Origin of the sequence: Janthinobacterium sp. PC23-8, from assembly GCF_002250505.1 — a bacterium.
Classification (GTDB): Bacteria; Pseudomonadota; Gammaproteobacteria; order Burkholderiales; family Burkholderiaceae_D; genus Janthinobacterium.
This window is the reverse complement of record NZ_NJGY01000002.1, coordinates 822616-844162: the sequence shown is the minus strand read 5'-3', so window position 1 is coordinate 844162 and position 21547 is coordinate 822616. Positions and strand designations below refer to the sequence as shown.

32 protein-coding genes, 1 tRNA gene and 1 pseudogene are annotated in these 21547 nt (G+C 61.5%); 32 read left to right on the top strand and 2 right to left on the bottom strand.

Features of this window, described 5'->3' with window-relative positions; genetic code table 11:
- Position 1: 1 nt before the first annotated feature.
- Positions 2-280, bottom strand: coding sequence for a hypothetical protein (locus tag CD932_RS28380; RefSeq protein ID WP_141213307.1), 279 nt, complete (start codon positions 278-280; stop codon positions 2-4).
- 32 nt (positions 281-312) lie between these two features.
- On the opposite strand from CD932_RS28380, the gene CD932_RS18920 reads away from it, so the two are divergent.
- On the top strand, positions 313-744 hold the full coding sequence (locus CD932_RS18920; RefSeq protein ID WP_094444300.1) for a hypothetical protein: 432 nt from the start codon (positions 313-315) through the stop codon (positions 742-744).
- A gap of 117 nt (positions 745-861) precedes the next feature.
- On the opposite strand, the gene CD932_RS18915 is transcribed toward CD932_RS18920, so the two are convergent.
- Entirely contained in the window at positions 862-1188 is a 327-nt protein-coding gene (locus tag CD932_RS18915; protein ID WP_141213306.1) for a hypothetical protein, read from the bottom strand.
- 57 nt (positions 1189-1245) lie between these two features.
- On the opposite strand from CD932_RS18915, the gene CD932_RS18910 reads away from it, so the two are divergent.
- From CD932_RS18910 to CD932_RS18770, 31 genes and pseudogenes are all read left to right on the top strand, one after another.
- Complete coding sequence (locus CD932_RS18910) at positions 1246-1782, top strand: Ref family recombination enhancement nuclease (RefSeq protein ID WP_254926664.1); 537 nt, start codon at positions 1246-1248, stop codon at positions 1780-1782.
- Positions 1779-4406 carry a DNA methyltransferase gene (locus CD932_RS18905; protein ID WP_094444298.1) on the top strand — a complete coding sequence of 876 codons (2628 nt, stop codon included), beginning with the start codon at positions 1779-1781 and terminating at the stop codon, positions 4404-4406. The genes CD932_RS18910 and CD932_RS18905 overlap by 4 nt, the downstream gene beginning before the upstream one ends.
- A gap of 8 nt (positions 4407-4414) precedes the next feature.
- Positions 4415-4738 carry a hypothetical protein gene (locus tag CD932_RS18900; RefSeq protein WP_094444297.1) on the top strand — a complete coding sequence of 108 codons (324 nt, stop codon included), beginning with the start codon at positions 4415-4417 and terminating at the stop codon, positions 4736-4738.
- Positions 4731-5642 carry a hypothetical protein gene (locus CD932_RS18895; RefSeq protein ID WP_094444296.1) on the top strand — a complete coding sequence of 304 codons (912 nt, stop codon included), beginning with the start codon at positions 4731-4733 and terminating at the stop codon, positions 5640-5642. The genes CD932_RS18900 and CD932_RS18895 overlap by 8 nt, the downstream gene beginning before the upstream one ends.
- Positions 5639-6493 carry a hypothetical protein gene (locus CD932_RS18890; protein WP_094444295.1) on the top strand — a complete coding sequence of 285 codons (855 nt, stop codon included), beginning with the start codon at positions 5639-5641 and terminating at the stop codon, positions 6491-6493. Before CD932_RS18895 ends, CD932_RS18890 begins: the two co-directional genes overlap by 4 nt.
- Positions 6490-6846, top strand: a complete 357-nt coding sequence (locus tag CD932_RS18885) for a hypothetical protein (protein WP_094444294.1) — start codon at positions 6490-6492, stop codon at positions 6844-6846. The genes CD932_RS18890 and CD932_RS18885 overlap by 4 nt, the downstream gene beginning before the upstream one ends.
- Complete coding sequence (locus CD932_RS18880; protein ID WP_094444293.1) at positions 6843-7205, top strand: hypothetical protein; 363 nt, start codon at positions 6843-6845, stop codon at positions 7203-7205. The genes CD932_RS18885 and CD932_RS18880 overlap by 4 nt, the downstream gene beginning before the upstream one ends.
- Entirely contained in the window at positions 7202-7627 is a 426-nt protein-coding gene (locus CD932_RS18875; RefSeq protein ID WP_094444292.1) for a hypothetical protein, read from the top strand. The genes CD932_RS18880 and CD932_RS18875 overlap by 4 nt, the downstream gene beginning before the upstream one ends.
- 72 nt (positions 7628-7699) lie before the next feature.
- Positions 7700-8230: a hypothetical protein gene (locus tag CD932_RS18870; protein ID WP_094444291.1), complete on the top strand. Its 531-nt coding sequence runs from the start codon at positions 7700-7702 to the stop codon at positions 8228-8230.
- 181 nt (positions 8231-8411) lie between these two features.
- Complete coding sequence (locus tag CD932_RS18865) at positions 8412-8660, top strand: hypothetical protein (RefSeq protein WP_094444290.1); 249 nt, start codon at positions 8412-8414, stop codon at positions 8658-8660.
- 42 nt (positions 8661-8702) lie between these two features.
- Positions 8703-9098, top strand: coding sequence for a hypothetical protein (locus CD932_RS18860; protein ID WP_094444289.1), 396 nt, complete (start codon positions 8703-8705; stop codon positions 9096-9098).
- A gap of 278 nt (positions 9099-9376) precedes the next feature.
- A tRNA-Gly gene (locus tag CD932_RS18855) sits at positions 9377-9450 on the top strand.
- A gap of 76 nt (positions 9451-9526) precedes the next feature.
- Positions 9527-9673, top strand: coding sequence for a hypothetical protein (locus CD932_RS28980; RefSeq protein ID WP_176461052.1), 147 nt, complete (start codon positions 9527-9529; stop codon positions 9671-9673).
- Positions 9674-9682: 9 nt separating this feature from the next.
- On the top strand, positions 9683-9997 hold the full coding sequence (locus CD932_RS18850) for a hypothetical protein (protein ID WP_094444288.1): 315 nt from the start codon (positions 9683-9685) through the stop codon (positions 9995-9997).
- Positions 9998-10134: 137 nt separating this feature from the next.
- Complete coding sequence (locus CD932_RS18845; protein WP_094444287.1) at positions 10135-10383, top strand: hypothetical protein; 249 nt, start codon at positions 10135-10137, stop codon at positions 10381-10383.
- A gap of 1 nt (position 10384) precedes the next feature.
- Positions 10385-11023, top strand: coding sequence for a putative metallopeptidase (locus CD932_RS18840; protein ID WP_254926663.1), 639 nt, complete (start codon positions 10385-10387; stop codon positions 11021-11023).
- 30 nt (positions 11024-11053) lie between these two features.
- Positions 11054-11515, top strand: coding sequence for a DUF2280 domain-containing protein (locus tag CD932_RS18835; protein ID WP_094444286.1), 462 nt, complete (start codon positions 11054-11056; stop codon positions 11513-11515).
- Positions 11484-12689: pseudogene (locus tag CD932_RS29795) on the top strand (terminase family protein); the annotation flags it as partial. The gene CD932_RS18835 and the pseudogene CD932_RS29795, both read left to right, overlap by 32 nt.
- Before the next feature lie 188 nt (positions 12690-12877).
- Complete coding sequence (locus CD932_RS29790) at positions 12878-13573, top strand: HNH endonuclease signature motif containing protein (RefSeq protein WP_094444490.1); 696 nt, start codon at positions 12878-12880, stop codon at positions 13571-13573.
- Positions 13574-13714: 141 nt separating this feature from the next.
- Positions 13715-15088: a DUF4055 domain-containing protein gene (locus CD932_RS18820; protein WP_094444285.1), complete on the top strand. Its 1374-nt coding sequence runs from the start codon at positions 13715-13717 to the stop codon at positions 15086-15088.
- On the top strand, positions 15089-16285 hold the full coding sequence (locus CD932_RS18815; protein WP_094444284.1) for a hypothetical protein: 1197 nt from the start codon (positions 15089-15091) through the stop codon (positions 16283-16285). It abuts the gene before it with no gap.
- Between the two features lie 35 nt (positions 16286-16320).
- Complete coding sequence (locus CD932_RS28975; RefSeq protein ID WP_176461051.1) at positions 16321-16473, top strand: hypothetical protein; 153 nt, start codon at positions 16321-16323, stop codon at positions 16471-16473.
- A 148-nt stretch (positions 16474-16621) separates the two neighbouring features.
- A complete protein-coding gene (locus CD932_RS18810; RefSeq protein WP_094444283.1) occupies positions 16622-17395 on the top strand; it encodes a DUF6651 domain-containing protein in 774 nt (257 codons plus the stop codon).
- Positions 17396-17406: 11 nt separating this feature from the next.
- On the top strand, positions 17407-18450 hold the full coding sequence (locus CD932_RS18805; RefSeq protein ID WP_217907315.1) for a major capsid protein: 1044 nt from the start codon (positions 17407-17409) through the stop codon (positions 18448-18450).
- A 28-nt stretch (positions 18451-18478) separates the two neighbouring features.
- The gene (locus CD932_RS18800) at positions 18479-18892 is read left to right on the top strand and encodes a hypothetical protein (RefSeq protein ID WP_141213305.1); all 414 of its coding nucleotides are present in this window, start codon (positions 18479-18481) and stop codon (positions 18890-18892) included.
- Between the two features lie 56 nt (positions 18893-18948).
- A complete protein-coding gene (locus tag CD932_RS18795) occupies positions 18949-19344 on the top strand; it encodes a hypothetical protein (RefSeq protein ID WP_094444281.1) in 396 nt (131 codons plus the stop codon).
- 46 nt (positions 19345-19390) lie between these two features.
- A complete protein-coding gene (locus CD932_RS18790) occupies positions 19391-19903 on the top strand; it encodes a DnaT-like ssDNA-binding protein (protein WP_094444280.1) in 513 nt (170 codons plus the stop codon).
- Positions 19900-20271: a hypothetical protein gene (locus CD932_RS18785; RefSeq protein ID WP_094444279.1), complete on the top strand. Its 372-nt coding sequence runs from the start codon at positions 19900-19902 to the stop codon at positions 20269-20271. The genes CD932_RS18790 and CD932_RS18785 overlap by 4 nt, the downstream gene beginning before the upstream one ends.
- A gap of 3 nt (positions 20272-20274) precedes the next feature.
- Positions 20275-20649 carry a hypothetical protein gene (locus tag CD932_RS18780; RefSeq protein ID WP_094444278.1) on the top strand — a complete coding sequence of 125 codons (375 nt, stop codon included), beginning with the start codon at positions 20275-20277 and terminating at the stop codon, positions 20647-20649.
- The gene (locus CD932_RS18775) at positions 20649-21146 is read left to right on the top strand and encodes a hypothetical protein (RefSeq protein ID WP_094444277.1); all 498 of its coding nucleotides are present in this window, start codon (positions 20649-20651) and stop codon (positions 21144-21146) included. The genes CD932_RS18780 and CD932_RS18775 overlap by 1 nt, the downstream gene beginning before the upstream one ends.
- Entirely contained in the window at positions 21143-21544 is a 402-nt protein-coding gene (locus tag CD932_RS18770; protein ID WP_094444276.1) for a phage tail terminator-like protein, read from the top strand. The genes CD932_RS18775 and CD932_RS18770 overlap by 4 nt, the downstream gene beginning before the upstream one ends.
- Positions 21545-21547: the final 3 nt, after the last annotated feature.

Here is a 21547-nt window from a genome sequence, read left to right as displayed (position 1 = left end):
CTTACTTCACTTTAAGCATGTCGACCATTTCGCGCAATTTTGCTTCGATAGCATTGTGCGCCTCATTGAACTCGTAAAAGTGCAACTCGCCACTAAGCGGATGATTTTGGCGTTTCTTATCGGACCAAGTGCCGCTGAAATGATGGGGGCGTGCGAATTCAGCAAAGCCATGTGCGGCAAATCTGATCGGGTCACCTGGCTTCCAGTTCTCTGGGTTGTCTTCGCGACATGCTGTGTATATGTCCCAGCCATCGTGTCCGCATTCTTGAGAAATTCGCATATCACCAGTCCTTATCAAAAAGGAATCTTAGCATGATGTACGACCTAGCAAGAAATGATCGCGCCCACATCGCAAACCAGGCCGCGCCCGCCTTCTCGCTGATCCGCAAGTTCTGCGCCTGCGGCAAGGCCAGCACCGCCAAGCAACTATCCCAGCACGGCAAATGCGCCGCCTGCGCGCTGGCGGCCGTCCGCGACGCCATCATGCCTGGCGACCTCGCCAAGCTGCAGCACATGCTGGGCGCCGTGAAGCAATACCCGAAATCCAAGTGGGGCTGGCGTAACTACTATGCCGCCGGCGGTGGGCAGGCGCACGAGGCCATGCAGCGCCTGGTGGCCGCTGGCCTCGCCACGGCTGGCCGCGCCGCCAACGAAATGACCTACTTCCATGCTACTCGCCTGGGCTGCAAGGCTGCAGGCCTTGATGGCGCTGGCATCAAGCGCGCGATGGAGGATCAATCGTGAGGGCACTCAAGGCCTACGCCCTCCACGATGGCGGCGACCACAGCGCGAGCCGCTTTGCGCGCTACAACGTCATGGCGCGCGGGATTGCCGCAGCGAGATTGGCGGTGGTGCGATGAGTTACTGCTTGAAATACGCCGCTACCGCGACCACGAGCGCAAAGAACGAAACTGCGGCGGCGAAAATGGCAGCACGAGCTGCGGTGCCAGAGGTCTTGGCAGACTCGACAGATGCCTGCGATGACGTTTCGGACGCACGAGTGCTTCGCTCCGCAAGAGCGAACTGCCGGGCATCGGTAGCAGCTTTCTCTGCGCGATCCGTTTCTTCGATCCATTCATGCACAGCAGTCTTGGATACACCCTCAACCATAGTTGGGAGAATTGCCCGCGCCCAGGCTATTCCCCTTCGCTCGCAATCAGCGCGACAGGAATCTCGCTCATTTTGCATGGCTCCTCCTAAGCAAAATGGAATCGTAACACGACCGGATGACAGGGAGGCTCGTCGATGAAGCGCTCACCCATGAAGCCAGGCGCCGGCCTCAAGCGCACTGCCTTCGCCCGTGGCGAGTGCATCGAGGTGCGCGAAGTGTCAAAGCTCAAGCGCGCCTCGCCCATGGCCAGCACCGGCATGCTCTCCCTGCAGTCGCACCAGCGCACGGCGCCGAAGCGCAAGGCCGGCTTGAAATCGAAAGAGCGCGCCGTAACGGCCGCCGAGAAATTGCTGTGGTCCCGCCTTGCCGCGCTGGGCTGCGTCGCCTGCAAGAAAGACGGCAATTTCAATACGCACGTCAGCATCCATCACGTCGACGGCCGCACGAAGCCTGGCTGCCACCAGCTCGTGCTGCCGCTTTGCGCCGGTCACCACCAGGACGGCACCGGCGAAGATAAAACCCTGATTGCGGTTCATCCATGGAAGGCCCGCTTCGAAACGCGCTACGGCACGCAGGCCGAGCTGATGGATGAGTGCGCGCAACTCTTATTTGAACAGCGGGACGCTGCAGCAGCGCCTGTCACCACACCACCTACATTGGAACACCCATGAGCGCCTTTAGCCCGCAAGAGCAAAAACACCTGAAAGAAGCCGCGTACAGCGAATTCCTGCGCGCCAAGATCAAGCTGGCGCAGCGCAAAGGCTTCGACGTGCCACTGGCCGATATCCACCCCGGCCTCAAGCCGCACACCCGCGACATCGTCCGCTGGGCCTTGGCTGGCGGCCAGCGGGCCATCTTCGCCTCGTTCGGCCTGCACAAGACATCGACCAACTTGGAGGTGATGCGCCAGATCGGCATTCACCGGCCAGGCCTGCGCCTGATCGTGCTGCCGCTCGGCGTGCGCCAGGAGTTCATCCGCGAGGCCGCGAAGCGCTTCACCGGCGAATATGAGGTGCAGGTGCGGTTTATCCGCACGGACGCGGAGATCGACGGCCAGGACGTCGTCTACCTGACAAACTACGAATCGGTGCGCGAGGGCAAGATCGATGTGCGCAAGTTCCGCGCCGTCGGCCTGGACGAGGCCAGCGTGCTGCGCAGCTACGGCAGCAAGACCTATCAGGAGTTCCTGCCGCTGTTCGAGCAGGTCGAGTTCAAATTCGTCTACACGGCCACGCCGTCGCCGAACCGCTTCAAGGAACTGATCCACTACGCGGGCTTCCTGGGCGTGATGGACACGGGCCAGGCCCTGACGCGCTTTTTCCAGCGCGACAGCGAGAAGGCCGGCAACCTGACGCTGTACCCGCACAAGGAACAGGAATTCTGGCTGTGGGTTGCCAGCTGGGCCGTCTTCATCCAGCGCCCGAGCGACTTGGGCCATTCGGACGAAGGCTACGACCTGCCGGCGCTGGACGTGCGCTTCCACGAGGTGCCGAGCAATTACGACACTGCCGGCGCCGAGAAGAACGGCCAGGGCCTCCTGATCCCGAACGTGGCCATGGGCCTGTCGGCCGCCGCCGGCGAGAAGCGCGACAGCATGGCCGCGCGCGTCGCCAAGGTGGTCGAGATCATGGCCGAGGATCCTGATGATCACTTCCTGATCTGGCACGACCTGGAGGACGAGCGCCACGCCATCCAGGCGGCCGTGCCCGGCGTGGTCAGCGTGTGGGGCACGCAGGACCTGGAGCAGCGCGAGCAGCGCATCGCTGACTTCAGCGACGGCAAGATCAAGGATCTGTCGACAAAACCGATCATCGCCGGCAGCGGCTGCAACTTCCAGGTGTATTGCCATCGTGAGATTTTCGCGGGTATCGGCTTCAAGTTCAACGATTTTATCCAGGCCGTCCACCGCGTCCAGCGCTTCCAGCAGCAGCACGCCGTGCGCATCGACATCATCCACACGGAGGTAGAGCGCAAGGTGCTGGCCGACCTGATGGAGAAATGGCGCCGCCACGACGAAATGCAGGAAACGATGGGCAAGATCATCCGCAACTACGGCCTGGACCAGTTGTCGATGCAAGATTCGCTGGCGCGCACCATCGGCGTCGAGCGCGCGGTGGTGGCCGGCGAACGTTTCTCGGTGGCCAATAACGACTGCGTGCTGGAAGCCATGCAGCAGCCGGACAATTCGGTGGGCATGATCATCACCAGCGTTCCATTCGCCAACCATTACGAATACACGCCCAGCTACAACGATTTCGGCCACACCCAGGACAATGACCACTTCTGGGCGCAGATGGACTTCCTGACGCCCGAGCTGCTGCGCATCCTGCAGCCGGGCCGCATTTACGCATGCCACGTCAAGGACCGCATCAACTTCGGCAACGTGACCGGCGCCGGCATCCCGACGGTCAGCCCGTTCCACGCCGAGGCGATCTTCCACGGCATCAAGCACGGCTTCGACTACATGGGCATGATCACGGTGGTGACCGACGTCGTGCGCGAGAACAACCAGACCTACCGCCTGGGCTATTCCGAGGTGTGCAAGGACGGCACGAAGATGGGCGTCGGCTCGCCGGAGTACATCCTGCTGTTCCACAAACCGCAGACGGACCGCTCGCGCGGCTATGCCGACACGCCGGTCACGAAGGCGAAGCCGATGTGCTTGGACGATGCCGGCGACCGGATCCCGTTTGATCGCAAGGCCGCGCCGATTCCCGGCACCGGCTACAGCGTCGCGCGCTGGCAGGTCGACGCACATGCGTTCTGGCGCTCCAGTGGCGATCGCCTGCTGGGCGCGGCCGAGCTGGCCAGCTTTGGCCCGGGCAAGCTGGCCAAGATGTTCACCAGCATGTCTCTGGACAACGTCTACAACTACGAATACCACGTCGAGGTGGGCGAGGCGCTGCTGGCCGGGAAGGCCTTGCCGGCGGATTATCTCAGCCTGGCGCCGGGCAGCGCCGATCCGGGCGTGTGGCACGACATCGTGCGCATGCGCACCTTGAACGGCGAGCAGTCGGCGCGCGCGGTCGAAAAGCATGTTTGCCCGTTTCAGATCGATATTGTGGACCGCCTCATCGGCCGTTACAGCAACCCGGGCGAGGTGATCTACGACCCATTCTGCGGCCTGGGTACCGTGCCCGTGCGCGCGATGAAGCTGGGCCGCCGCGGCGCCGGCAGCGAACTGAACCCGGCATATTTCACCGACCAAGTGCACTACTGCCAGGCGATGGAGCGCGAGGTGAGCATGCCTACACTGTTTGACTTCGAGGCGCTGGATGCGGAGCGTGAATCGTGAGAGCCGCCATGAATCGTGATGACTACCTGATGCGCGCATATGAGTTCGCGCCGCGCGGCCAGGCGCTTTCGCAAACGAAACTGACGGATGACCAGGTGCGCGAGATTCGCTCGGCGCAGGAAAAGCGCCAGGACCTGCGCGCCCACATCCGCGACAACTTGAGCAATGGGGCGCTGGCCGCGCGCATGGGCGTGCACGTACGCACCGTAGAAAAGGTGCTTGCAGGCGAGACGTGGGCGCATCTGATCGCTACACAGCCGCGCCTGGACGGTGAGCCACCGGTGGTTGCACTGTTCGGCGCAGCGCGTGCGCAGGAGGGCGGCCATGCGTGACTATGCAAAGGTCAGCCCTAAATTCTGGATCGGCAAGACGGGCAAGGCGCTGCGCAAGCAGGGCATGGAATCGTTGGTCGTCGGCATGTACCTGATGTCGGCACCTACTTCAAACATGCTCGGCCTGTATTACCTGTCGATCGTCACTGTCGCGCACGAAACAGGCCTGGGCATGGAAGGGGCTTCGAAGGGCCTTCAAGGAGCCATTGAAGCCGGGTTTTGCGCCTACGATCACGAAGCGGAGGTAGTTTGGGTCTACGAAATGGCCGCGTACCAGATCGCCGACCAACTGAAGCCGGACGACAAGCGCTGCATCGGCATTCAAAACGATTACAACGATCTGCCGGAGAGCGAGCATCTGCGCGGCTTCTACGAGAAATATGCCCCCTTTTTTCACATGAAAAACATGCGGGATTTCGGTAGCCCCTCCGAAGCCCCTTGCAAGCCCCTTCGAAGCCAAGAACAGGAACAGGAACAAGAACAGGAACAAGAGCAGAAGAAAAACCCCCTTGTCGAGCAAACCCAGCTCGACCCCGTGAAAACGATCTTCGCGTTTTGGCAAAAAGTCATGGACTCGCCAAAGTCGGCCTTGGACGGCAAACGAAAGCGCCTGATCGCCAAGGCGCTCAAAAATTATTCTCCGGCCGACATCTGCAGGGCCATCCGTGGCTGCGCGAAGACGCCGCACAACATGGGCCAGAACGACCGCAACACGAAGTTCAATGGCTTGGACCTGATCCTGCGCGATGCTGATCACATCGATCGCTTCATCCGCAACGACGCCGGCCAGGCCCGCGCCAGCGCCGGCAGCGAGACGATCGAGCAGACGAACGAGCGGGTCATGCGTGAGTTGCTGGGCACCGCCACGCCGGCCGGCGACATCATCGACATGGTGCCCGCATGAACGCCGCCGACACCCCGCGCTTCATGCAACTGCTGGCCGAAACGCTAGCCGCCTACGGCAAGTCGCTTCCCGAGCCCGCCATGGTGCGCGCCTGGCTGGCTAACCTTGAGCCTTACCCGCTGCGCACGGTGCAGGCCGCCATGCAGGCCTACCAGGACGAAAACGGTGAGTTTGCGCCGGTACCGGCCGGCATCGCCAAGCGCTGCAAGCTCATGGACGGCCGGCCAGGTGCGGAGGAGGCCTGGGCCATCGCGCTGACCAGCCAGGACGAAATGGCCAGCGTGGTCTGGACGACCGAGATCGCCGAGGCGTTCCGGATCTGCCGGCCGGTGCTCGACTCCAGCGGCGCGATCAGCGCGCGCAAGCCGTTCCTGGAAGCGTACGAGCGCATCGTGGCGGCTGCACGCTTGGCGCGGCGCCCGGCCGAGTGGGTGGCCTCGGTGGGATGGGACAAGACCCGGCACGTCGAGGTGCTAGACAGCGCGGTGAGGGCGGGACTGCTGCCCGCACCGGCCGTGGCCGGCCTTCTGGCGGGGAAAAAAGATCCAACGCCGGACGAAGCGGCGCGCGCGCAGTTGACCAAGATCAAGCAGATGCAGCTCGATGCCGCCGCTGCCAAGGACGCGGCCCGCCTGGCTGCCGTCGAAGAGCAGCGCCTGGCTGACATCGAATTCAAGCGCGCGACGAACGATCGCGTGCGTCAAATTGATCCGCACGCCGAAATGCAGGCTTCTGACCCACAGCAAATACTGCGCCGCGCCCACGTGCCGGGCCGCCACGCGACGAACGATAGCGGCCCGCTACCCGAGGTCATCCGCAATCAAAAAAACGCCTCAAAAGGCTCAAAATGAAAAATCAAGAAAATAAAATCGCAGCAAACAAACGCCTTGCCGAGCTGCTTGGCTGGTCCAATATCGCCGAGGTGAACGGCGCCCTGGTCGGCACGCCGCCGGCGGGCGCGGCCGAAAGCCGTGGCCAGGCGCTGGTGCCGGACTGGGCTGGCGACTGGGCGGCAATCGGGCGGCTGGCAGCCGACCACCAGGTCGACGTGCTGCACAACTGGGGTAGTGTGTATGGCCGCTGGGGCGCTGGGGCCAACTGCGCGACGCGGGCGGCGGTCGACCACATCGCCGACGACCGGGATGCGGCGACGCGCATGGCGCTTACGCTGGCCGTGGCCTCCAAGCTGGAGGCTGGCCAATGATCGCCTTCACCTTGCCCTGGCCGAGCGCCAAGCTCAACCCGAACCGCAGCAAGGGTCTGCACTGGGGCGCCACATCGGCGCTGCGCAAGCAGGCGCGCGACTGCGCCACGCTTCTCACGAAAAACGCGATGCAAGGCCAGGTCGTCAGCGCCGGCGCCATTGCCTTGACCATCACATTCATCCAGCCCGACCGCCGAGCGCGCGACCGCGACAACCTGCTGGCGGCGTTGAAGCCTTCGCTGGATGGCGTGGCCGATGCGCTGGGCGTCAACGATGCCAGATTCGACCCGGTCACACTGCGGCGCGAGTACGGCGCCAAGCCGGGCGCGGTACGCATCGAGATCGGCGGCTCAGCATGAGCGGCAACAAGAAGCCGCGCAAGCGGTACGTGCAGAAGCCGGCCGTGCTGCCGGCCGGGCTGCGAAAGGACATCGCCTTCGAAATGCCGGGATTCCAGGCCAGCGAGGCGATGGGCAAAAACCACTTTCGGGAGCAGCACGTCTACGACCTGCTGAGCAACGCCGACATGACGCGGCGCACGGCGCCGGACGGCCACGAGATCCTGCCGGTGGCTCAGGCCATGGTCGAAGCGATCGCCGAAATCCAGGCGCGCGCCCAGCGCACCGGCACCTTTGGCGTCAACGGCGACGAGATGCGCGTGCTGCGCGAGGGCATTGGCAAAACGATGGTTTTCCTGCGCACGGTGTCAAATTTTGACATTTCCCGGGCGTCACTTGCGGCGATCCGCGAGTTCAATAAAACAGGGGTATTGAGGGTATGAAAAATCATCGTAGAACGCACTATTTCAAATCGGGAATGGGTGTTAACATTGGCTCACAAATGAAAGGCACCCATGGGATTCGCTGACCGCTACATCGCTTCAATCGGATCGTCCAACCTGCTGGACGACGCGCTGCACCACCAAACTGAGCCGCTGGCCGCCGCAGCGCTAGCCGGCGATATCGGCGCGCTGCTGTGCCGCGTGAAGTACGCCGACGGCACGATCAACCGCCAGTTCGAGGGCAATCAGCAGAACCTGGCGCAGCTGTTGCGCATCTGGATCGCCGCCGTGGCCGAGAAGGGCAAGGCGCGCTTCTGGGTGAAGTCCTCCGACCTGCAACTCGCCTACCCACTGTTCAAGCGCGTGGCCGAGGCCTCGCTCGCGCACTGGCTCGATAGTCATTGCAAGAAATGCGCGGGAACTGGCGTCACTGCACTGATGGGTAACCGCCAGTGCACGGCCTGCAAGGGCAGTGGCACCGGAGAGATCACCGGCATGCGCGAGTACGAGAAAAAATTGGCGCTCGACATGGTGAGTGAGTTGACGGCGTTGTGCGACAGCCACGCGCGCCGGGCCAACGCAAAGTTGCGCACGGCAGACTGAAAAATATTCGTGTGCACTGGTTGTAAACACAGTATTTCGTGTATAGTTATTGCCTAACTCGTTTTTCAGTAAAATTCTTCCGGAATCGTTACGCATGGTGAAAGCCAGGGCGCCCATACCCGGAACTTGCGGCAGCACCCCGACCCAGCGCCGGACCTGCTCGCCCTGAAAATCGTAGATATTGCTCACTTCGCAGATAGCGCTGGAGCAGATAGAAGCCGACCTTGAGTCGGCTTTTTGCATTGGCGATTCACTTTTCGAGGCCGGCATGGCGCACATCACCAAACCACCTCGCCACCTGGACCGCGCCCACCTGGAGCGCCGCACGCCGCCGCCCGAGCCGCTCCCCACGCGCGAAGAGGTGCGCCGCGAACTTGGATGGGTCTTGGTGGCCGCAGAGCGTCAGGCGCAAGCCGAGCGCGACAGATAACCCGTACGCCGCCCGGCCAGTGCGGCACAAATAAGGATTGCTATGCGCACCATCAACGAGCACAAGATCAACCCTGCGAACGATACGATCTCGATCACCGTCACCGATGCACCGGGCAGTGGTGGCGCCAACCATCGCTACGAGATCGGTGGTTTCGACGCCAGCAAAAACGTGTCGTGCAGCACCGTCGGCGCGCCGGACTCCGAACTGGTACTCATGTTCCAGAATGGCCCGATTCCCGAGAATGGCGCCAACGGCGTCACGCACGAGGTATTGCTGGCCATCGTGGCCGACCGCCTGCGCAGCTTCCAAGCCGGGCCGTTTGCATGCAAGGCGAACGCCTGCGCTCTGACGCACATTGAAGAAGCCCAGCACTGGCTGCAACAGCGCACCATCGAACGGATGCGGCGCGGCGTCGAGGGTACTCACACCGTATAAATCTGAACTGGCCGGATGCGCGCGCGAGCATGCCGCCGCAGGCCTGAAAAGGAGGTGCACCATGAAGTAGCGCAGAATCCATCCCCAGCGCCAAGCGGCGCAAATGTGAAGGCGACTTACCGCGCATTTAGCCATCGGCGCAGCGGGTAGTTTGGCACTGGCGAGGCCTTAGCGCATCAATCAGCCCAAAACCACGAGCAGGATATGCATCACCCAGCCGACGCGCGTTGTAACCGTGGCTATTCGGCGCCGGACGCTGTAACCGGCAACCAGATTTCGCGGGCGTAGCTCAATGGTAGAGCGGAAGCCTTCCAAGCTTTCCACGAGGGTTCGACTCCCTTCACCCGCTCCAGCTCTCCTTGCCCGGCACGCCGGGTTTCGCCGCCAGCCGCATCACAGCGCTTGCGGCTTTTCTATTTGAGGCCAGCATGTTCGATATCGACTTCCGCGCCATGTTCATCGCCCTGGTGTGCTTAGGCGCACTGATCGGCGGCACCATCGTCGCGCTCGTGCTGCTGGCCTGGCTCTGGCTGTGGGCACTGGCCAAGCCGACGCTGCACGCTTTCACCGCATAAGGAGATCTCATGCGCATCACAGTAGGCGACCCGGACGCATACCGGGCTACGGTATTTTTCAACGGCGCGCCGATCGCCATGTGCACGATGGCCGATGAGGAGCGTGGCGAGGTCATCGTCTACGCGACAGATCGCGCGGGGCACATTCTCATCAGTGAGGCAACCGGCGATGCGCTGGCAGAGACCGCGCACGGAAGCGTGTCGGTATTCATCGCCCAATGCCACGCTGATGACGGCTTTGACGCCTGGATGCGCGAGCGCACCGAGGCTGCACACCTGGCCATGATGAAGCACGCCCGGCGCGGCGGCATCCCATACAACTGACACTTGCGACTGCCAGCGCGCTCCAGTGGCAGGGCTTTGAAAAACGGGCGCAGTCACCGACGCATCATGGCCAAGAGGCTCCACCGCAATTCATCGCGGCCCTGCTTGGCACGGGCGGTGACACATTGAAAGCCAGTATGCAAAAAATCCAACACCCATCGAACACCGACGTGCTCGGCGCACCTGCAGGTTGGGATCAGGGCGAACTGCCATGTAGCGCGCTGCCGGTCACGCGCACGCACGTCGGTGACCTGCCGGCCGTGCTGTCGTACTGGCGCCCTGATGCCGACGAACTGGCCGCGCTGAACGCCGGCCGCGCCGTCCGGCTGTGGGTGATGGGCGTAGCGATGCCGCCCGTGATGGTCGACGTCGACGGCGCTCAATAGCATGACGCGCAGACAACCAACTGCGCCAGGCATAGGCCGCCCGGTACCGCCACCCGAATTCACCGACCCACTGAACAACCGCTATCTGCCCGCGCCCGAGGTGCTCAAGTGGGCGCGCGCAACCATCCTCACCGAAGGCGGCGCGCTCTACAACAAAGACCACGCCCACCTGGAATATGCCGACGTGCAGTTCCTGTGGGCGCCGGAAGGGTTCGTGAAGGCGGGCCGCACTGTGCTGGGTCAGTGCGAAGAGGTCACCTTCCGCTGCGGGCCGTGGCAAAAGGGCCGCCAGCAACAGCAGATGGCCGACTGGTTCGGCATGGTGCCGGACTTCCTCATCACCCTGGACGCATCGTATTGCTTGGCCTGCAGCGACGCCGAATTCTGCGCCCTGGTCGAACACGAGCTTTATCACATCGCCCAAGAGATGGATGAATTCGGCGCGCCAGCATTCAACAAGTACGGATTGCCGAAGCTGTGCATGCGGTCGCACGATGTCGAAGAGTTCATCGGCGTGGTCCGCCGCTACGGCGCCAGCGAGGACGTGCAGCGCATGATCGATGCAGCAAAGACACCGCCCGAAGTGGCGAGAATCAACATCGCGAGGGCTTGCGGAACCTGTTTGCTGAAGGCTGCGTAGGCTTTACGTTGCTTTACAGGAAACTAAAACATGGCCGCACTCAAGGACGAGGTGAAGCTGTACGTCGTCACAGCGCTGGCCTGTTTCGACTCGCCGACGCAAGTATCTGTTGCAGTAAAGGAAGAATTCGGCCTCGATGTGCCGCGCCAGCAGGTGTCGCTGTACGACCCGAACACGTACGTCGGCCGCAACCTGAGCCAGAAATGGCGAACGATCTTCGAAGAGACACGGGCCAAGTTCCGCGCCACTGCCGAGGAAATCCCGATCGCCAGCAAGGCATTTCGCCTGCGCGGCCTGGCCCGACTGGCACAGAAGGCCGAGAACATGCGCAACTTGCCGCTGGTGGCCAGTCTCTACGAGCAGGCCGCCAAGGAAGTGGGCGATATCTACGTGAACAAGGGCAAGGCCGAGCCGAGCGATCAGCTGCCGACGCCCGTGCAAATCATCATCGGCGTCAAGGATGGGGCGCGAAAGAACGATGATCCAGCTTGACCTGAATATCCCGCAGGCTGCCTTCCTGAACCTGCCCCATAAGTACAAGGCCTATGTCGCGGGTTTCGGCTCCGGCAAAACCTTCGTGGGCTGCGTCGGTATCTGCATGCATTTCTGGCAGTGGCCAGGCATCAGCCAAGGTTACTTCGCGCCGACCTATCCGCAGATCCGCGACATCTTCTATCCCACGATGGAGGAGGTGGCCTATGCGATGGGCTTGCGCATCAAGGTGAAGCAGGGAGATCACGAGGTCGAGGTGTACGAGGGGCGGCTATATCGCGGCACGGTCATCTGCCGCTCTATGGAGAAGCCTGAAACCATCGTCGGCTTCAAGATCGGCCACGCGCTGATCGATGAGCTGGACGTGATGCCGATGCTCAAGGCACAAACGGCCTGGCGCAAGATCATCGCGCGGATGCGCTACAACGTGCCGGGCCTGCTCAACGGCATCGACGTGACGACCACGCCGGAAGGCTTTAAGTTCGTCTACCAGCAGTTCGTGAAGGCGGTGCGCGACAAGCCCGAGCTGGCGACGCTGTATGGCCTGATTCAGGCGAGCACGTTCGACAACGAGCTCAATCTGCCCGCCGACTACATTCCGTCGCTGCTGGCCAGCTACCCGCCAGCGCTGATCGATGCCTACTTGCGCGGCAAGTTCACGAACTTGACCAGCGGCTCGGTTTATCCGGACTTTGACCGCTTCAAAAACCGCACGACGCAGATCATTCTGCCTGGTGAGCCGCTGCAGGTGGGCCTCGACTTCAACGTGCTGAACATGACGGCGTGCATCAACGTGGTTCGCGAGGGCCAGCCGATGACACTGGCCGAGCGTGTGAAAGTGCGCGATACGCCGGCCATGGCCAGGATCCTGACGGAGGACTTCAAGGACAAGGGCCACCAAGTGAAGATTTTCCCGGATGCTTCCGGCCAGAACACCAGCAGCAAGAACGCCAGCGAGTCCGATCTGTCCATTTTGCGCCAGGCGGGCTTCCTGCTCGAAGTGAACCACTCAAACCCTGCGGTCAAGGACCGGGTCAACGCCTACAACGGCATGATCCTGAACGCCCAGGGTGAGCGCCGCTGGAAGATCAATACCGACCTGTGCCCGACTACGACCGAGGCGCTGGAGCAGCAGGTGTGGGGCGCCGACGGCCAGCCGGACAAGAAGTCTGGCCATGACCACGCCTGCTTCACCGCCAGCACAATGGTGCAGACGCGCGCAGGTCGATATCGGTTCGATGAATTGCCCGTCGCCGGCGAGGTTCTTGGCCCTGATGGCGAGTGGGTGCCTTACCGTGGCGCAGGCAAGACTGGTGCCAAACGCACAGTTAAGATCACGATTGCGAATGGTTACGTTATAGAATGCTCGCAAGATCATCTTTTTCTTGTGAGGAGCGGCGAATGGATTCAAGCGAAAGACCTGATGGGCCACGAGTGCATGTCGTTAGTGCAACCTGTCAAGAATTTGAGGGCAGGCGTTATTACCTTTGCGGGAAATACTTCCAAGACTCAGTGTCCGACGGAGAAAAGCGGCTCCACCGTGCAGTCTGGATTGCGTGGCACGGAGCAATTCAGGGAGATCATCACGTACACCATGTCGATGGCGACCGCAGCAACAACCAGCCTGAAAACTTGCTGTGCTTGCCCGGTGACGAGCATAACCGCGAACATGGTTATGAGCGGGCTGATGAAATTGCCGAAATGGGTAGAACCTATCAATCGCGGACGAAAGCATGGCACGCATCGGACGCCGGTAAGCAGTGGCACCAAGAGCAATATCAAAAAACTGTTGCAGCTCTTCGAGCAACAGCTCCAGCCGCTTGCTCATGCTGTGGAAAGCAGTTCGCCGCAAGCAGCACCGTCAAGAACAGCGATGTCAAATTCTGCTCCAAGGCATGTAAAGCCCATGCCAGACGGCAGAGCGGATTTGACAACGTTACTCGCATCTGCGGGAAGTGCGGTGCATCGTTCGAGGCAAATCGTTACAGCACGCGGAAGTCTTGTGACGGATGTTTCCCTGCAAGACGTTCGCGAGGTGTATTGCCTGACAGTGCCTGATCTCGGCTGCTTCAAGCTAGATGCGCAATCGCCAATTGTCTCGAACTGCGACGCGAACGGCTACTTCCTCGTGAAGCGCTACCCGATCACAAAGAAGGGCGCCACGGTATCGCCGCTGCGCATGTAACAACAAGGATTTACATGACCCATCCCGTACGCAAGCAATCGCCAGAGGCCGCTGTGCTGAATGAGCACTGCGACCTGATCGAAGCGCTGCTCGGCGGCACGAAGGCCATGCGCGCTGCCGGCGAGACCCACATGCCGCGATGGCCAGCCGAGGATCGCGAAGCCCATACGATTCGCTTGGCCGTCGCCACCTTGTTTCCCGCATACGGTCGCACGATCGAGGTGCTTGGTGCGAAACCATTCAGCAAGCCAGTCACCTACGGCGATGACGTGCCGGCGAAGCTCAAAGCCTGGTGCGAGGATGTTGATCGCACAGGTCGCAACCTGCATTCTTTCCTGGCGGAGGTCGGTCAAGAGGCGCTGGGCTTCGGTTTCAGCGGCATCCTGGTCGATCACCCTCCCACGCGCAATAAGGACGGCAAGCCGCTGTACGTTACCAAGGCAGAAGAGCTGGCCGCTGCTGTGCGCCCGTATTTTGTGCAAATCCACCCAAAAAACATTTTGGGTTGGCTTGATGATTCGGCGGGCCTGTCGCAGTTGCGCCTCTTGGAAGTCGTCAAGGTGCAGGACGGCGAGTTCGCCACCAAGAGCATTGAGCAAGTGCGCGTGCTGCACCGTGGCGGTTGGCAGGTATGGCGCAAGCTTGACAGTGCCAAGAGCGATGACTGGGCCGTGTTCGATGGTGGCGTGACCACCATCAGCCGCATTCCATTCGTGCCGGTCTACGGCAACCGCCTGGGTTTTATGAGTGCCAAGCCAGCTTTGCTGGAATTGGCGTATGCCAACGTCGAGCACTGGCAGACGAAAAGCGACCGGCAGACCAACTTACACATACTGAGCGTGCCGATCCTGTTTGCCAAAATGCTTGAGGCAGCAGAGATCGCAGTTGGCGCGGGAAGCGCGGTCAAGGCCGATCATCCCGAGGCTGACATGAAGTACGTCGAAATGTCTGGTGCTGCGGTTGCTGCTGGTCGGCAAGTGCTGCTGGACCTGGAGGATCAGATGCGCCAGTCTGGCGCCGAGCTGCTCGTCATCAAGCCCGGCGGCACCAGCGTTGCCCAGACCATTGCCGATAACGAACAAGGCGCCTGTGCACTGCAGAAGGTTGCGCAAAACATCGAGGACTCGGCTGATCAGGCGTTGCAGTTCATGGCTGAATGGGTCGGTGAAAAAGAGGGTGGCCACATCACCGTCTACAAAGACTTCGGCGCCGCAACATTGGCCGAGGCCAGCGCTGAGCTTCTGTTCAAAGGCGCGTCGACCGGCCTGTTGTCAGCTGAAAGCTACTTCAACGAACTCAAGCGGCGCGGCATCCTTTCCCCGGATCTTGACTGGGAAGCGGAGCAGGAGCGGATCCTGTCGGCTACTCCCACTCTGATGGCGGCATAGATGGGCGCGCTCGAAGAGTGGATTGCCGAGATGTTCCTCGTGCATTCCCTGAATCTGCTGCGCTTTTCTGCCGGCACGCAAGAGAAGATCCTGCTGCTGATGGCAGCTATGTCGAAGGAGCTCACGGCCAAGCTGAACGAGGGCGAGTTATCCACGTATGGCAAGCAGCGCCTGGGCGCGCTGCTGCGCGAGTCGAATGCGGTGATCGCATCGCATTACACTGGCATGCAGGCCGAAATGACCCGGAACCTGACCGGCATGGTGCGCATCGAGGCCGATTACACGGCAAAGGTGCTGACGCAGGCCTTGAAGATCGAACTGGGCGCCAAGCTGCCGCCGGCGAATTACCTCGAAAAGCTGGTCGGCGACACGCTGATTAAGGGCGCGCCGTCGGCGGACTGGTGGAAGCGCCAGGCGCTCGATACGCAATTCCGCTTCGCCAGCCAGGTGCGCCTCGGTGCGGCGCAGGGTGAAACGACGTCGCAGATCGTGTCGCGCGTGTTGGGCAAGAGCGTGAAGGCTGCTGACCTGGGGGCTGGCAAGGCTGGTGCGCCTGCAGCGCCGCCAACGAGCAAGGTGGCAGCTTTGTTGCGCGCACCGCCAGCGCCCCCGCAAACGGCGCCTGGCGCCGCGCCGGATCCTGTTGCGCCGGGCGAGCAGGGCATCCTGAAAACGTCAGCCGCAAATGCGCGCGCGCTGGTGCACAGTTCGGTGCAGGCCGTGGCCAATGCTGCGCGGCTCGCATCGTTCCAGCAAAACGTCGATCTGATCGAGTGCCTGGTCTGGCTGTCGACGCTCGACTCGCATACCTGCCTGCTGTGCGCCATGCGTGACCTGCAGGAGTACACGCTGGATGGGCAGGAGCCGATTAATCACACACACGAGTGGGCAGGAGGGCCGGGCGCCATTCATTTCAGCTGCCGCTGTGTGCTCAGCACGCGCACCAAGTCTTTCAAGGACTTAGGCATCGATCTGGACGAGCCCGGCGAGAGCACGCGCCCCAGTGATGGCGGCCCGGTTAGCAGCAAGATGAACTTCAAAGACTTTCTGGCCAGCAAGGACAAGGCCTGGCGGGCCGAATACCTGGGGCCGGGTCGCGCCGAGATGTACGAGGCGGGCAAGATCACCTTGAATGACCTGATGAACCTCAAGGGGCGCAAGCTGACCTTGGAGGAACTGCAGGCGAAGTACAAATAACGGTCGCAAGTCGCGCGCCAGAACAAGGACATTCAATGGAATCAGATGAAATGATCATTAAACCGCTCATCGTGCGCAACGCATTAGGCTGGTCGTGTATCGGCCTCGGCAAAGAAGGAAACGGGAGAACTCCCCGGGGCGCTTACTTCGACTGGCTGAGTGAATCCAGCTTCCACCCCTATATCTGAATCCATGAAGCCCGCTCCGGCGGGCATTTTATGACCAACGATTTACCGTGCCGCCTACTGAGGCGGCATTTTTATTGCCGCAAGCGGACGCGACGCGGTGCACGGCCGGAAGGTCATTGATAGGGCGGATGCCCAGAAAGAAACAACCATGCCATTCAAATTCGACGCCAACGGCAATATCGTCACCACCGGCGAAGGTGATAAGAAGCAACCCATCTTTGTTTATGGCGACGGCCGTGAGGCTCCATTCGACGCTGACAGCACGATTGCGTCCATCTCGCGCCTGAACGGTGAAGCAAAAGGTCACCGTGAGCGTGCCGAGCTGGCCGAAGGCAAGCTGAAGGCTTTCGACGGCATTGAAGACGGCGAGGCGGCCCGCAAGGCGCTGGAACTGGCCAAGAACATCAAGGAAGGCGACCTGATCGCAGCCGGTAAGGTGCAAGAGATCAAGGACGCAGCAGCAGCGTCTGCAAAACAGGCTGTGGCGGATGCCACGCGAGCAGCTGAGGCCCGCGAGAAATCGCTGGCTGACGAGAACGCCAAGCTCACTTCCAATCTGAACGACCACATCATCGGGGGCAGTTTCTCCAGCTCGGCGTTCATTGCCGACAAGCTGGCCATCCCCGCTGACATCGCGCAGAAGGTGTTCGGCGATCGCTTCAAGGTCGAAGGCGGGAAGTTGGTGCCACTGGATCACAGCGGCAACCCGATTTTCTCCGCAACCCGGCATGGTGAGCACGCTGATTTCGAAGAAGCGCTGCAGGTTATCGTCAACCAGTACCCGAACAAGGACAAAATCCTCAAGGGTACGGGTGCTTCCGGCGGTGGTGCTGCAGGTGGCAAGGCCGGCGCCGGTGGCGCTGACCTCTCAAAACTTTCCCCGACGGAGCGGCTGACCGCTGCACGCGCGGGGGCAAAATAAAGGGTAATTCCATGTTCAAAAAACTCTTCCTGGTGGCTGCGGCCATCATGGCCGCGATCGTCCATGACCTCCGCGAAATCGCATACGTACAGGTCAGCCAGTTCATGTACCGGCAAGGGCTGATCAAGTGTGCGCTGACGCTGGTGGAGGCGGCCAAACTGGAAACTGGCGACGTTATCCGCCAGGCAATTATTGAGTTGTACGCCGGATCGTCGGGCGTCCTGATGAACCTGCCATTCGATACCATCAGCGGTAATGCGATGAAATACAACCGCGAGGCATCGCTTCCTGGCGTCGGCTTCCGTGGCGTCAACGAAGCCTACACGGCGTCGACCGGCATCCTGAACCCGATCACCGAATCGCTGGTGATCGCTGGCGGCGACCTCGACGTCGACAAGTTCATCATCGACACCATGGGCGCCCAGCAGCGCTCAGTGCACGAGGCGATGAAGGTGCGCGCATTGTCGCTGGCCTGGACGCAGAAATTCATCAAGGGCGACAGCCAGTCCGATCCGCGTGAATTCGATGGCTTGCAGGTGCGCATCACGGGCGGCCAGATGATCGCTGCCGGCTCGACGGCCGGCGGTACGGCGCTGTCGCTGTCGAAGCTGGACGAAGCGATCGACCAGACATTGAATCCGACCCATCTGGTCATGTCGAAGGCCATGCGCCGCCGTCTGACCCAGGCCGCGCGCAATACCAGCGTGGGCGGCTTCCTGACCTACGGTGTCGACGCCTTCGGCAAGCCAGTCGAGATGTACAACGGCCTGCCGTTTATCGTGGTCGACCTGGACCACCTGGGAAATCCGATCCTGCCATTCACCGAAGCGGCCACTTCCGGCACTGCGACGGCGACTTCGATCTACGTCGTTTCGCTGGGTGAAGGTGGCGTGCAAGGTATTCAGAACGGTGGCGTCGACGTGCGCGACCTGGGCGAGCTGCAAACCTCGCCAGTGCTGCGCACCCGCGTCGAGTGGTACAACGGCTTCGCCGTGTTCAACGGCCGCGCCGCCACTCGCCTGTGGTCCATTGCCGACGCTCCTGTCGTCGCCTAATTACCGCCAAAGATAAGGATTAAACATCATGGCAAATCAATATTCGATGCTCACCTTCGACGCGGCCACCGTGTTGAAAGCGGCTGGTCTGATCGCGGCGTCCACCGATGGCGCCATCCTCGATCTTGGCGAAGGCCTGTTCGACGGCTTCCTGGTACTGGACGTCTCGGCGATCGAGGTGGCAAGTGGCGACGAAATCTACACCGTATCGGTGGAGGGATCGAGCGTTGCGGCAATGACCTCGCTGGGTGTTTGCCTGGCCAAGAAGGTGCTGGGCAACCTGGTTGTGCCGATGGATAACCCCACCGGCATTGGTCGCTTCGTCGTCCCCTTCCGCAATGAAGAGAATGGCGTGCTGAAACGCTACATCCGCCTGAGCACGCTGGTGGCTGGTACCGTCGCTACCGGTATCAACTTTTCGGCATTCCTGGCGAAGCGCTAAGCCGTCAAACAACTCAAGGGCCGGAGAAATCCGGCTCGTTTTACCTGGAGAATCACATGGCATTAGTAACTTGCTACGATCCGGACGGAAGTCCGCATCAGAAGGAACCGATCGACGCGCGTGAGGCGTGCCTGCATAACGGCTTCACTATGGCGCCGCCAGGAGAGGCGATGGTTGCTGAGTACGTCCCGACCAAGGTCGAATTGCTCGCTGCCCGCGACCAGATGCTGGAGCGCGAGCGCGCGCTGGACGAGCGCTCCCAGCGCCTGACCGAAGCGGAGGAGCGCGTTGCCGAGCAGGCGCGGGTCAACGAAGTCGAGGCGCAGCGCTTGAGCGCCGAGCTTGTAACCATCCAAGCCGAGCGGAGCACTGCGGTCGCAGCCGCTGCAGCGGCATCCGCCGCAGCGGTGGCCGCCTCGACCGAAAAGCCAGCAAAAGCCGCCAAGGCATAAATGCAGCACCTCCTGCCGCGCGCGGGCTTTCCATATCAGGATCATCATGCTCATCACTGAAACCGGCGCCGGCCTGGCCAATGCCGAATCCTATGCCAGCGTCGCCGCAGCTGATGCGCGCTGCGCCAGCCTGGGCCTGATCGCCTGGGCGGCGCTGGCCGAGTCCTCCAAAGAGATCGCCTTGCGCAAGGCGACGCTGTTCATGGCCACCTACCGCACGCGCTGGGCCGGCCGCCGCGTATATCAGCGCCAGGCGCTGGACTGGCCGCGCTACAACGTGGCAGTGGACGGCTTCACCGTGCCAAGCACCACGGTGCCGGTCGACGTGATCAATGCCTGCATCGACCTGGCCGTGCGCGCCGGTAACGGCGAGGATCTGCTGCCAGACCTCGACACCGGTTCGAACGCCATTAAGAAGGATAAGACCGGGCCGCTGGAAACGGAGTACTTCCAGAACACCACGGACGCGCGCGAGCGCTTCGTGGCCGTGGACGCGCTCCTTGTGCCGTACTTTGGCGCAACCGGTGGTGGCAATTCGATGAAGGTGACACGAGCATGAGCGCATATCCGGCAGTGAAGATCGACGGCTGTTTCGTCGCTGATAACACCTACCGCGAGGGCGACAAGGTGTGGATCGTCACCAACCTGATCGCACGCGCCAAGGATCTCGTCCCGTTCGACCTGCCGCTGTCGGCGATCTACTCCGGCAGCGAGGTCTGGACCCCTGTCGGATCGGCCTACGGCATCGCGCACCACGTGCGCCGCGCGCTCGACGTCGACACCAGCTACCCGATCATCATGTGCCAGCAGGGCTTCATTATGGACGGCTGGCACCGGGTGCTGCGCGCGCTGATCGACGGCAAGACCACGATCAGGGCGGTGCGCTTCGCTGAGACGCCGCCGTATGACTACGTGAAAGTGCCATAGCTTATGACCGACTACGTCAAAACCGCCGCGCGCGCTGACCAGTCGCTGCGCCGCAAGGGCGGCATCGTGGTGCTGCGCCGAGTCGTGACTGGCGTGTACGATCCCGACGTGGGCGCAGCGCCCAGCACCACGACCGACTACGAAGGCACGGGCGTGAAAATCGCCTACGAGGCCGAAAACATCGACGGCACGCTGATTCAGGCGGGCGACCAGAAGCTGCTGCTGTCGGCGCTGCAGCGCAACGGCTTACCAATGCCGGCGCCGACCACGGCTGACCTGGTGCTGTTCGGCGACGTCAGCTACACGATCCAGAACGCGGGCAAGACCGAACCGGTCGACGTGGCCGTGCTGCACACGCTGCAACTCAGGGGGATTTGATGGCTAAGGGTTCATTTTCCATGCAGATCGGCGAGTTCATCGCCAAGACCAAGGCGAGTCAAGATCTGCTTGTACGCTCCATTACGATGGGGATTTCTAAAGAAATCGACAGTAGGTCGCCTGTTGGCGATGCCATATATTGGAAGCGCAAGCCGCCTCCTGGTTACGCTGGCGGCAGATTTAGGGGCAATTGGCAATTATCGCTTGGCTCACCGGCTACTGCCGTCCTTGATCGTATCGATAAAGATGGTGCAGCCACGATAGCAGCCCATGGCGATGCGATGAGGGCTGCGAAAGCAGGGGATGTCATTTATCTCGTCAATAATTTACCTTATGCTAAGCGAATAGAGGATGGATGGGCGCGCCGGGCGCCGATAGGTGTTGTCATGTTGACTGTGCTGAATTTTCAAAAAATAGTCGATAAGTCGGTGCTCGAACTGCGTGGCGGTACGAGTGAAAGTGACTTCGCCCAAGGCTATTCGACATACAAATTATGAGCCAACCAACAATCCGCGCTGCGCTGGAGGCGGCCCTGGCCAGCCTCGCGCCGGCAATCGATACCGCATGGCAGAACGTGCCGTACACGCCAGTCACCGGCCGGCCATACCAGGCGGCCTACCTGCTACCAGCTGCGCCGCACAACTATTCCATGGGCGATGGCTCGCGCCAGGAGCGCGGCATCTTCCAAGTTAGCCTGATGTATCCGCCAGGGCAGGGTACTGCTACCGCAGGTGCGCGCGCCGAGATGATCGCGGCTCTGTTTCACCGCGGTGCCAGCTTCACCAAGAACGACGTGACCGTGCAGATCGAGCGCACGCCGGAAATTGCCGATGGTCGCGAGGATGGCGACCGCTGGATGGTGCCAGTGAAGATCCGGTATTTCTGCAACCTGTAACCC

Bases quoted from the DNA above. Each gene is read 5' to 3' on its own strand.
- CD932_RS18810 (WP_094444283.1), top strand. From the start codon at position 16,622: ATGCCATTCAAATTCGACGCCAACGGCAATATCGTCACCACCGGCGAA.
- CD932_RS18805 (WP_217907315.1), top strand. From the start codon at position 17,407: ATGTTCAAAAAACTCTTCCTGGTGGCTGCGGCCATCATGGCCGCGATC.
- CD932_RS18860 (WP_094444289.1), top strand. From the start codon at position 8,703: ATGCGCACCATCAACGAGCACAAGATCAACCCTGCGAACGATACGATC.
- CD932_RS18795 (WP_094444281.1), top strand. From the start codon at position 18,949: ATGGCATTAGTAACTTGCTACGATCCGGACGGAAGTCCGCATCAGAAG.
- CD932_RS18905 (WP_094444298.1), top strand. From the start codon at position 1,779: ATGAGCGCCTTTAGCCCGCAAGAGCAAAAACACCTGAAAGAAGCCGCG.
- CD932_RS18850 (WP_094444288.1), top strand. From the start codon at position 9,683: ATGCGCATCACAGTAGGCGACCCGGACGCATACCGGGCTACGGTATTT.
- CD932_RS18875 (WP_094444292.1), top strand. From the start codon at position 7,202: ATGAGCGGCAACAAGAAGCCGCGCAAGCGGTACGTGCAGAAGCCGGCC.
- CD932_RS18775 (WP_094444277.1), top strand. From the start codon at position 20,649: ATGGCTAAGGGTTCATTTTCCATGCAGATCGGCGAGTTCATCGCCAAG.
- CD932_RS28975 (WP_176461051.1), top strand. From the start codon at position 16,321: ATGGAATCAGATGAAATGATCATTAAACCGCTCATCGTGCGCAACGCA.
- CD932_RS18885 (WP_094444294.1), top strand. From the start codon at position 6,490: ATGAAAAATCAAGAAAATAAAATCGCAGCAAACAAACGCCTTGCCGAG.
- CD932_RS18920 (WP_094444300.1), top strand. From the start codon at position 313: ATGATGTACGACCTAGCAAGAAATGATCGCGCCCACATCGCAAACCAG.
- CD932_RS29790 (WP_094444490.1), top strand. From the start codon at position 12,878: ATGCTCGCAAGATCATCTTTTTCTTGTGAGGAGCGGCGAATGGATTCA.
- CD932_RS18880 (WP_094444293.1), top strand. From the start codon at position 6,843: ATGATCGCCTTCACCTTGCCCTGGCCGAGCGCCAAGCTCAACCCGAAC.
- CD932_RS18820 (WP_094444285.1), top strand. From the start codon at position 13,715: ATGACCCATCCCGTACGCAAGCAATCGCCAGAGGCCGCTGTGCTGAAT.
- CD932_RS28380 (WP_141213307.1), bottom strand. From the start codon at position 280: ATGCGAATTTCTCAAGAATGCGGACACGATGGCTGGGACATATACACA.
- CD932_RS18780 (WP_094444278.1), top strand. From the start codon at position 20,275: ATGACCGACTACGTCAAAACCGCCGCGCGCGCTGACCAGTCGCTGCGC.
- CD932_RS18770 (WP_094444276.1), top strand. From the start codon at position 21,143: ATGAGCCAACCAACAATCCGCGCTGCGCTGGAGGCGGCCCTGGCCAGC.
- CD932_RS18800 (WP_141213305.1), top strand. From the start codon at position 18,479: ATGGCAAATCAATATTCGATGCTCACCTTCGACGCGGCCACCGTGTTG.
- CD932_RS28980 (WP_176461052.1), top strand. From the start codon at position 9,527: ATGTTCGATATCGACTTCCGCGCCATGTTCATCGCCCTGGTGTGCTTA.
- CD932_RS18910 (WP_254926664.1), top strand. From the start codon at position 1,246: ATGAAGCGCTCACCCATGAAGCCAGGCGCCGGCCTCAAGCGCACTGCC.
- CD932_RS18845 (WP_094444287.1), top strand. From the start codon at position 10,135: ATGCAAAAAATCCAACACCCATCGAACACCGACGTGCTCGGCGCACCT.
- CD932_RS18915 (WP_141213306.1), bottom strand. From the start codon at position 1,188: ATGCAAAATGAGCGAGATTCCTGTCGCGCTGATTGCGAGCGAAGGGGA.
- CD932_RS18790 (WP_094444280.1), top strand. From the start codon at position 19,391: ATGCTCATCACTGAAACCGGCGCCGGCCTGGCCAATGCCGAATCCTAT.
- CD932_RS18895 (WP_094444296.1), top strand. From the start codon at position 4,731: ATGCGTGACTATGCAAAGGTCAGCCCTAAATTCTGGATCGGCAAGACG.
- CD932_RS18835 (WP_094444286.1), top strand. From the start codon at position 11,054: ATGGCCGCACTCAAGGACGAGGTGAAGCTGTACGTCGTCACAGCGCTG.
- CD932_RS18815 (WP_094444284.1), top strand. From the start codon at position 15,089: ATGGGCGCGCTCGAAGAGTGGATTGCCGAGATGTTCCTCGTGCATTCC.
- CD932_RS18900 (WP_094444297.1), top strand. From the start codon at position 4,415: ATGAATCGTGATGACTACCTGATGCGCGCATATGAGTTCGCGCCGCGC.
- CD932_RS18890 (WP_094444295.1), top strand. From the start codon at position 5,639: ATGAACGCCGCCGACACCCCGCGCTTCATGCAACTGCTGGCCGAAACG.
- CD932_RS18870 (WP_094444291.1), top strand. From the start codon at position 7,700: ATGGGATTCGCTGACCGCTACATCGCTTCAATCGGATCGTCCAACCTG.
- CD932_RS18840 (WP_254926663.1), top strand. From the start codon at position 10,385: ATGACGCGCAGACAACCAACTGCGCCAGGCATAGGCCGCCCGGTACCG.
- CD932_RS18785 (WP_094444279.1), top strand. From the start codon at position 19,900: ATGAGCGCATATCCGGCAGTGAAGATCGACGGCTGTTTCGTCGCTGAT.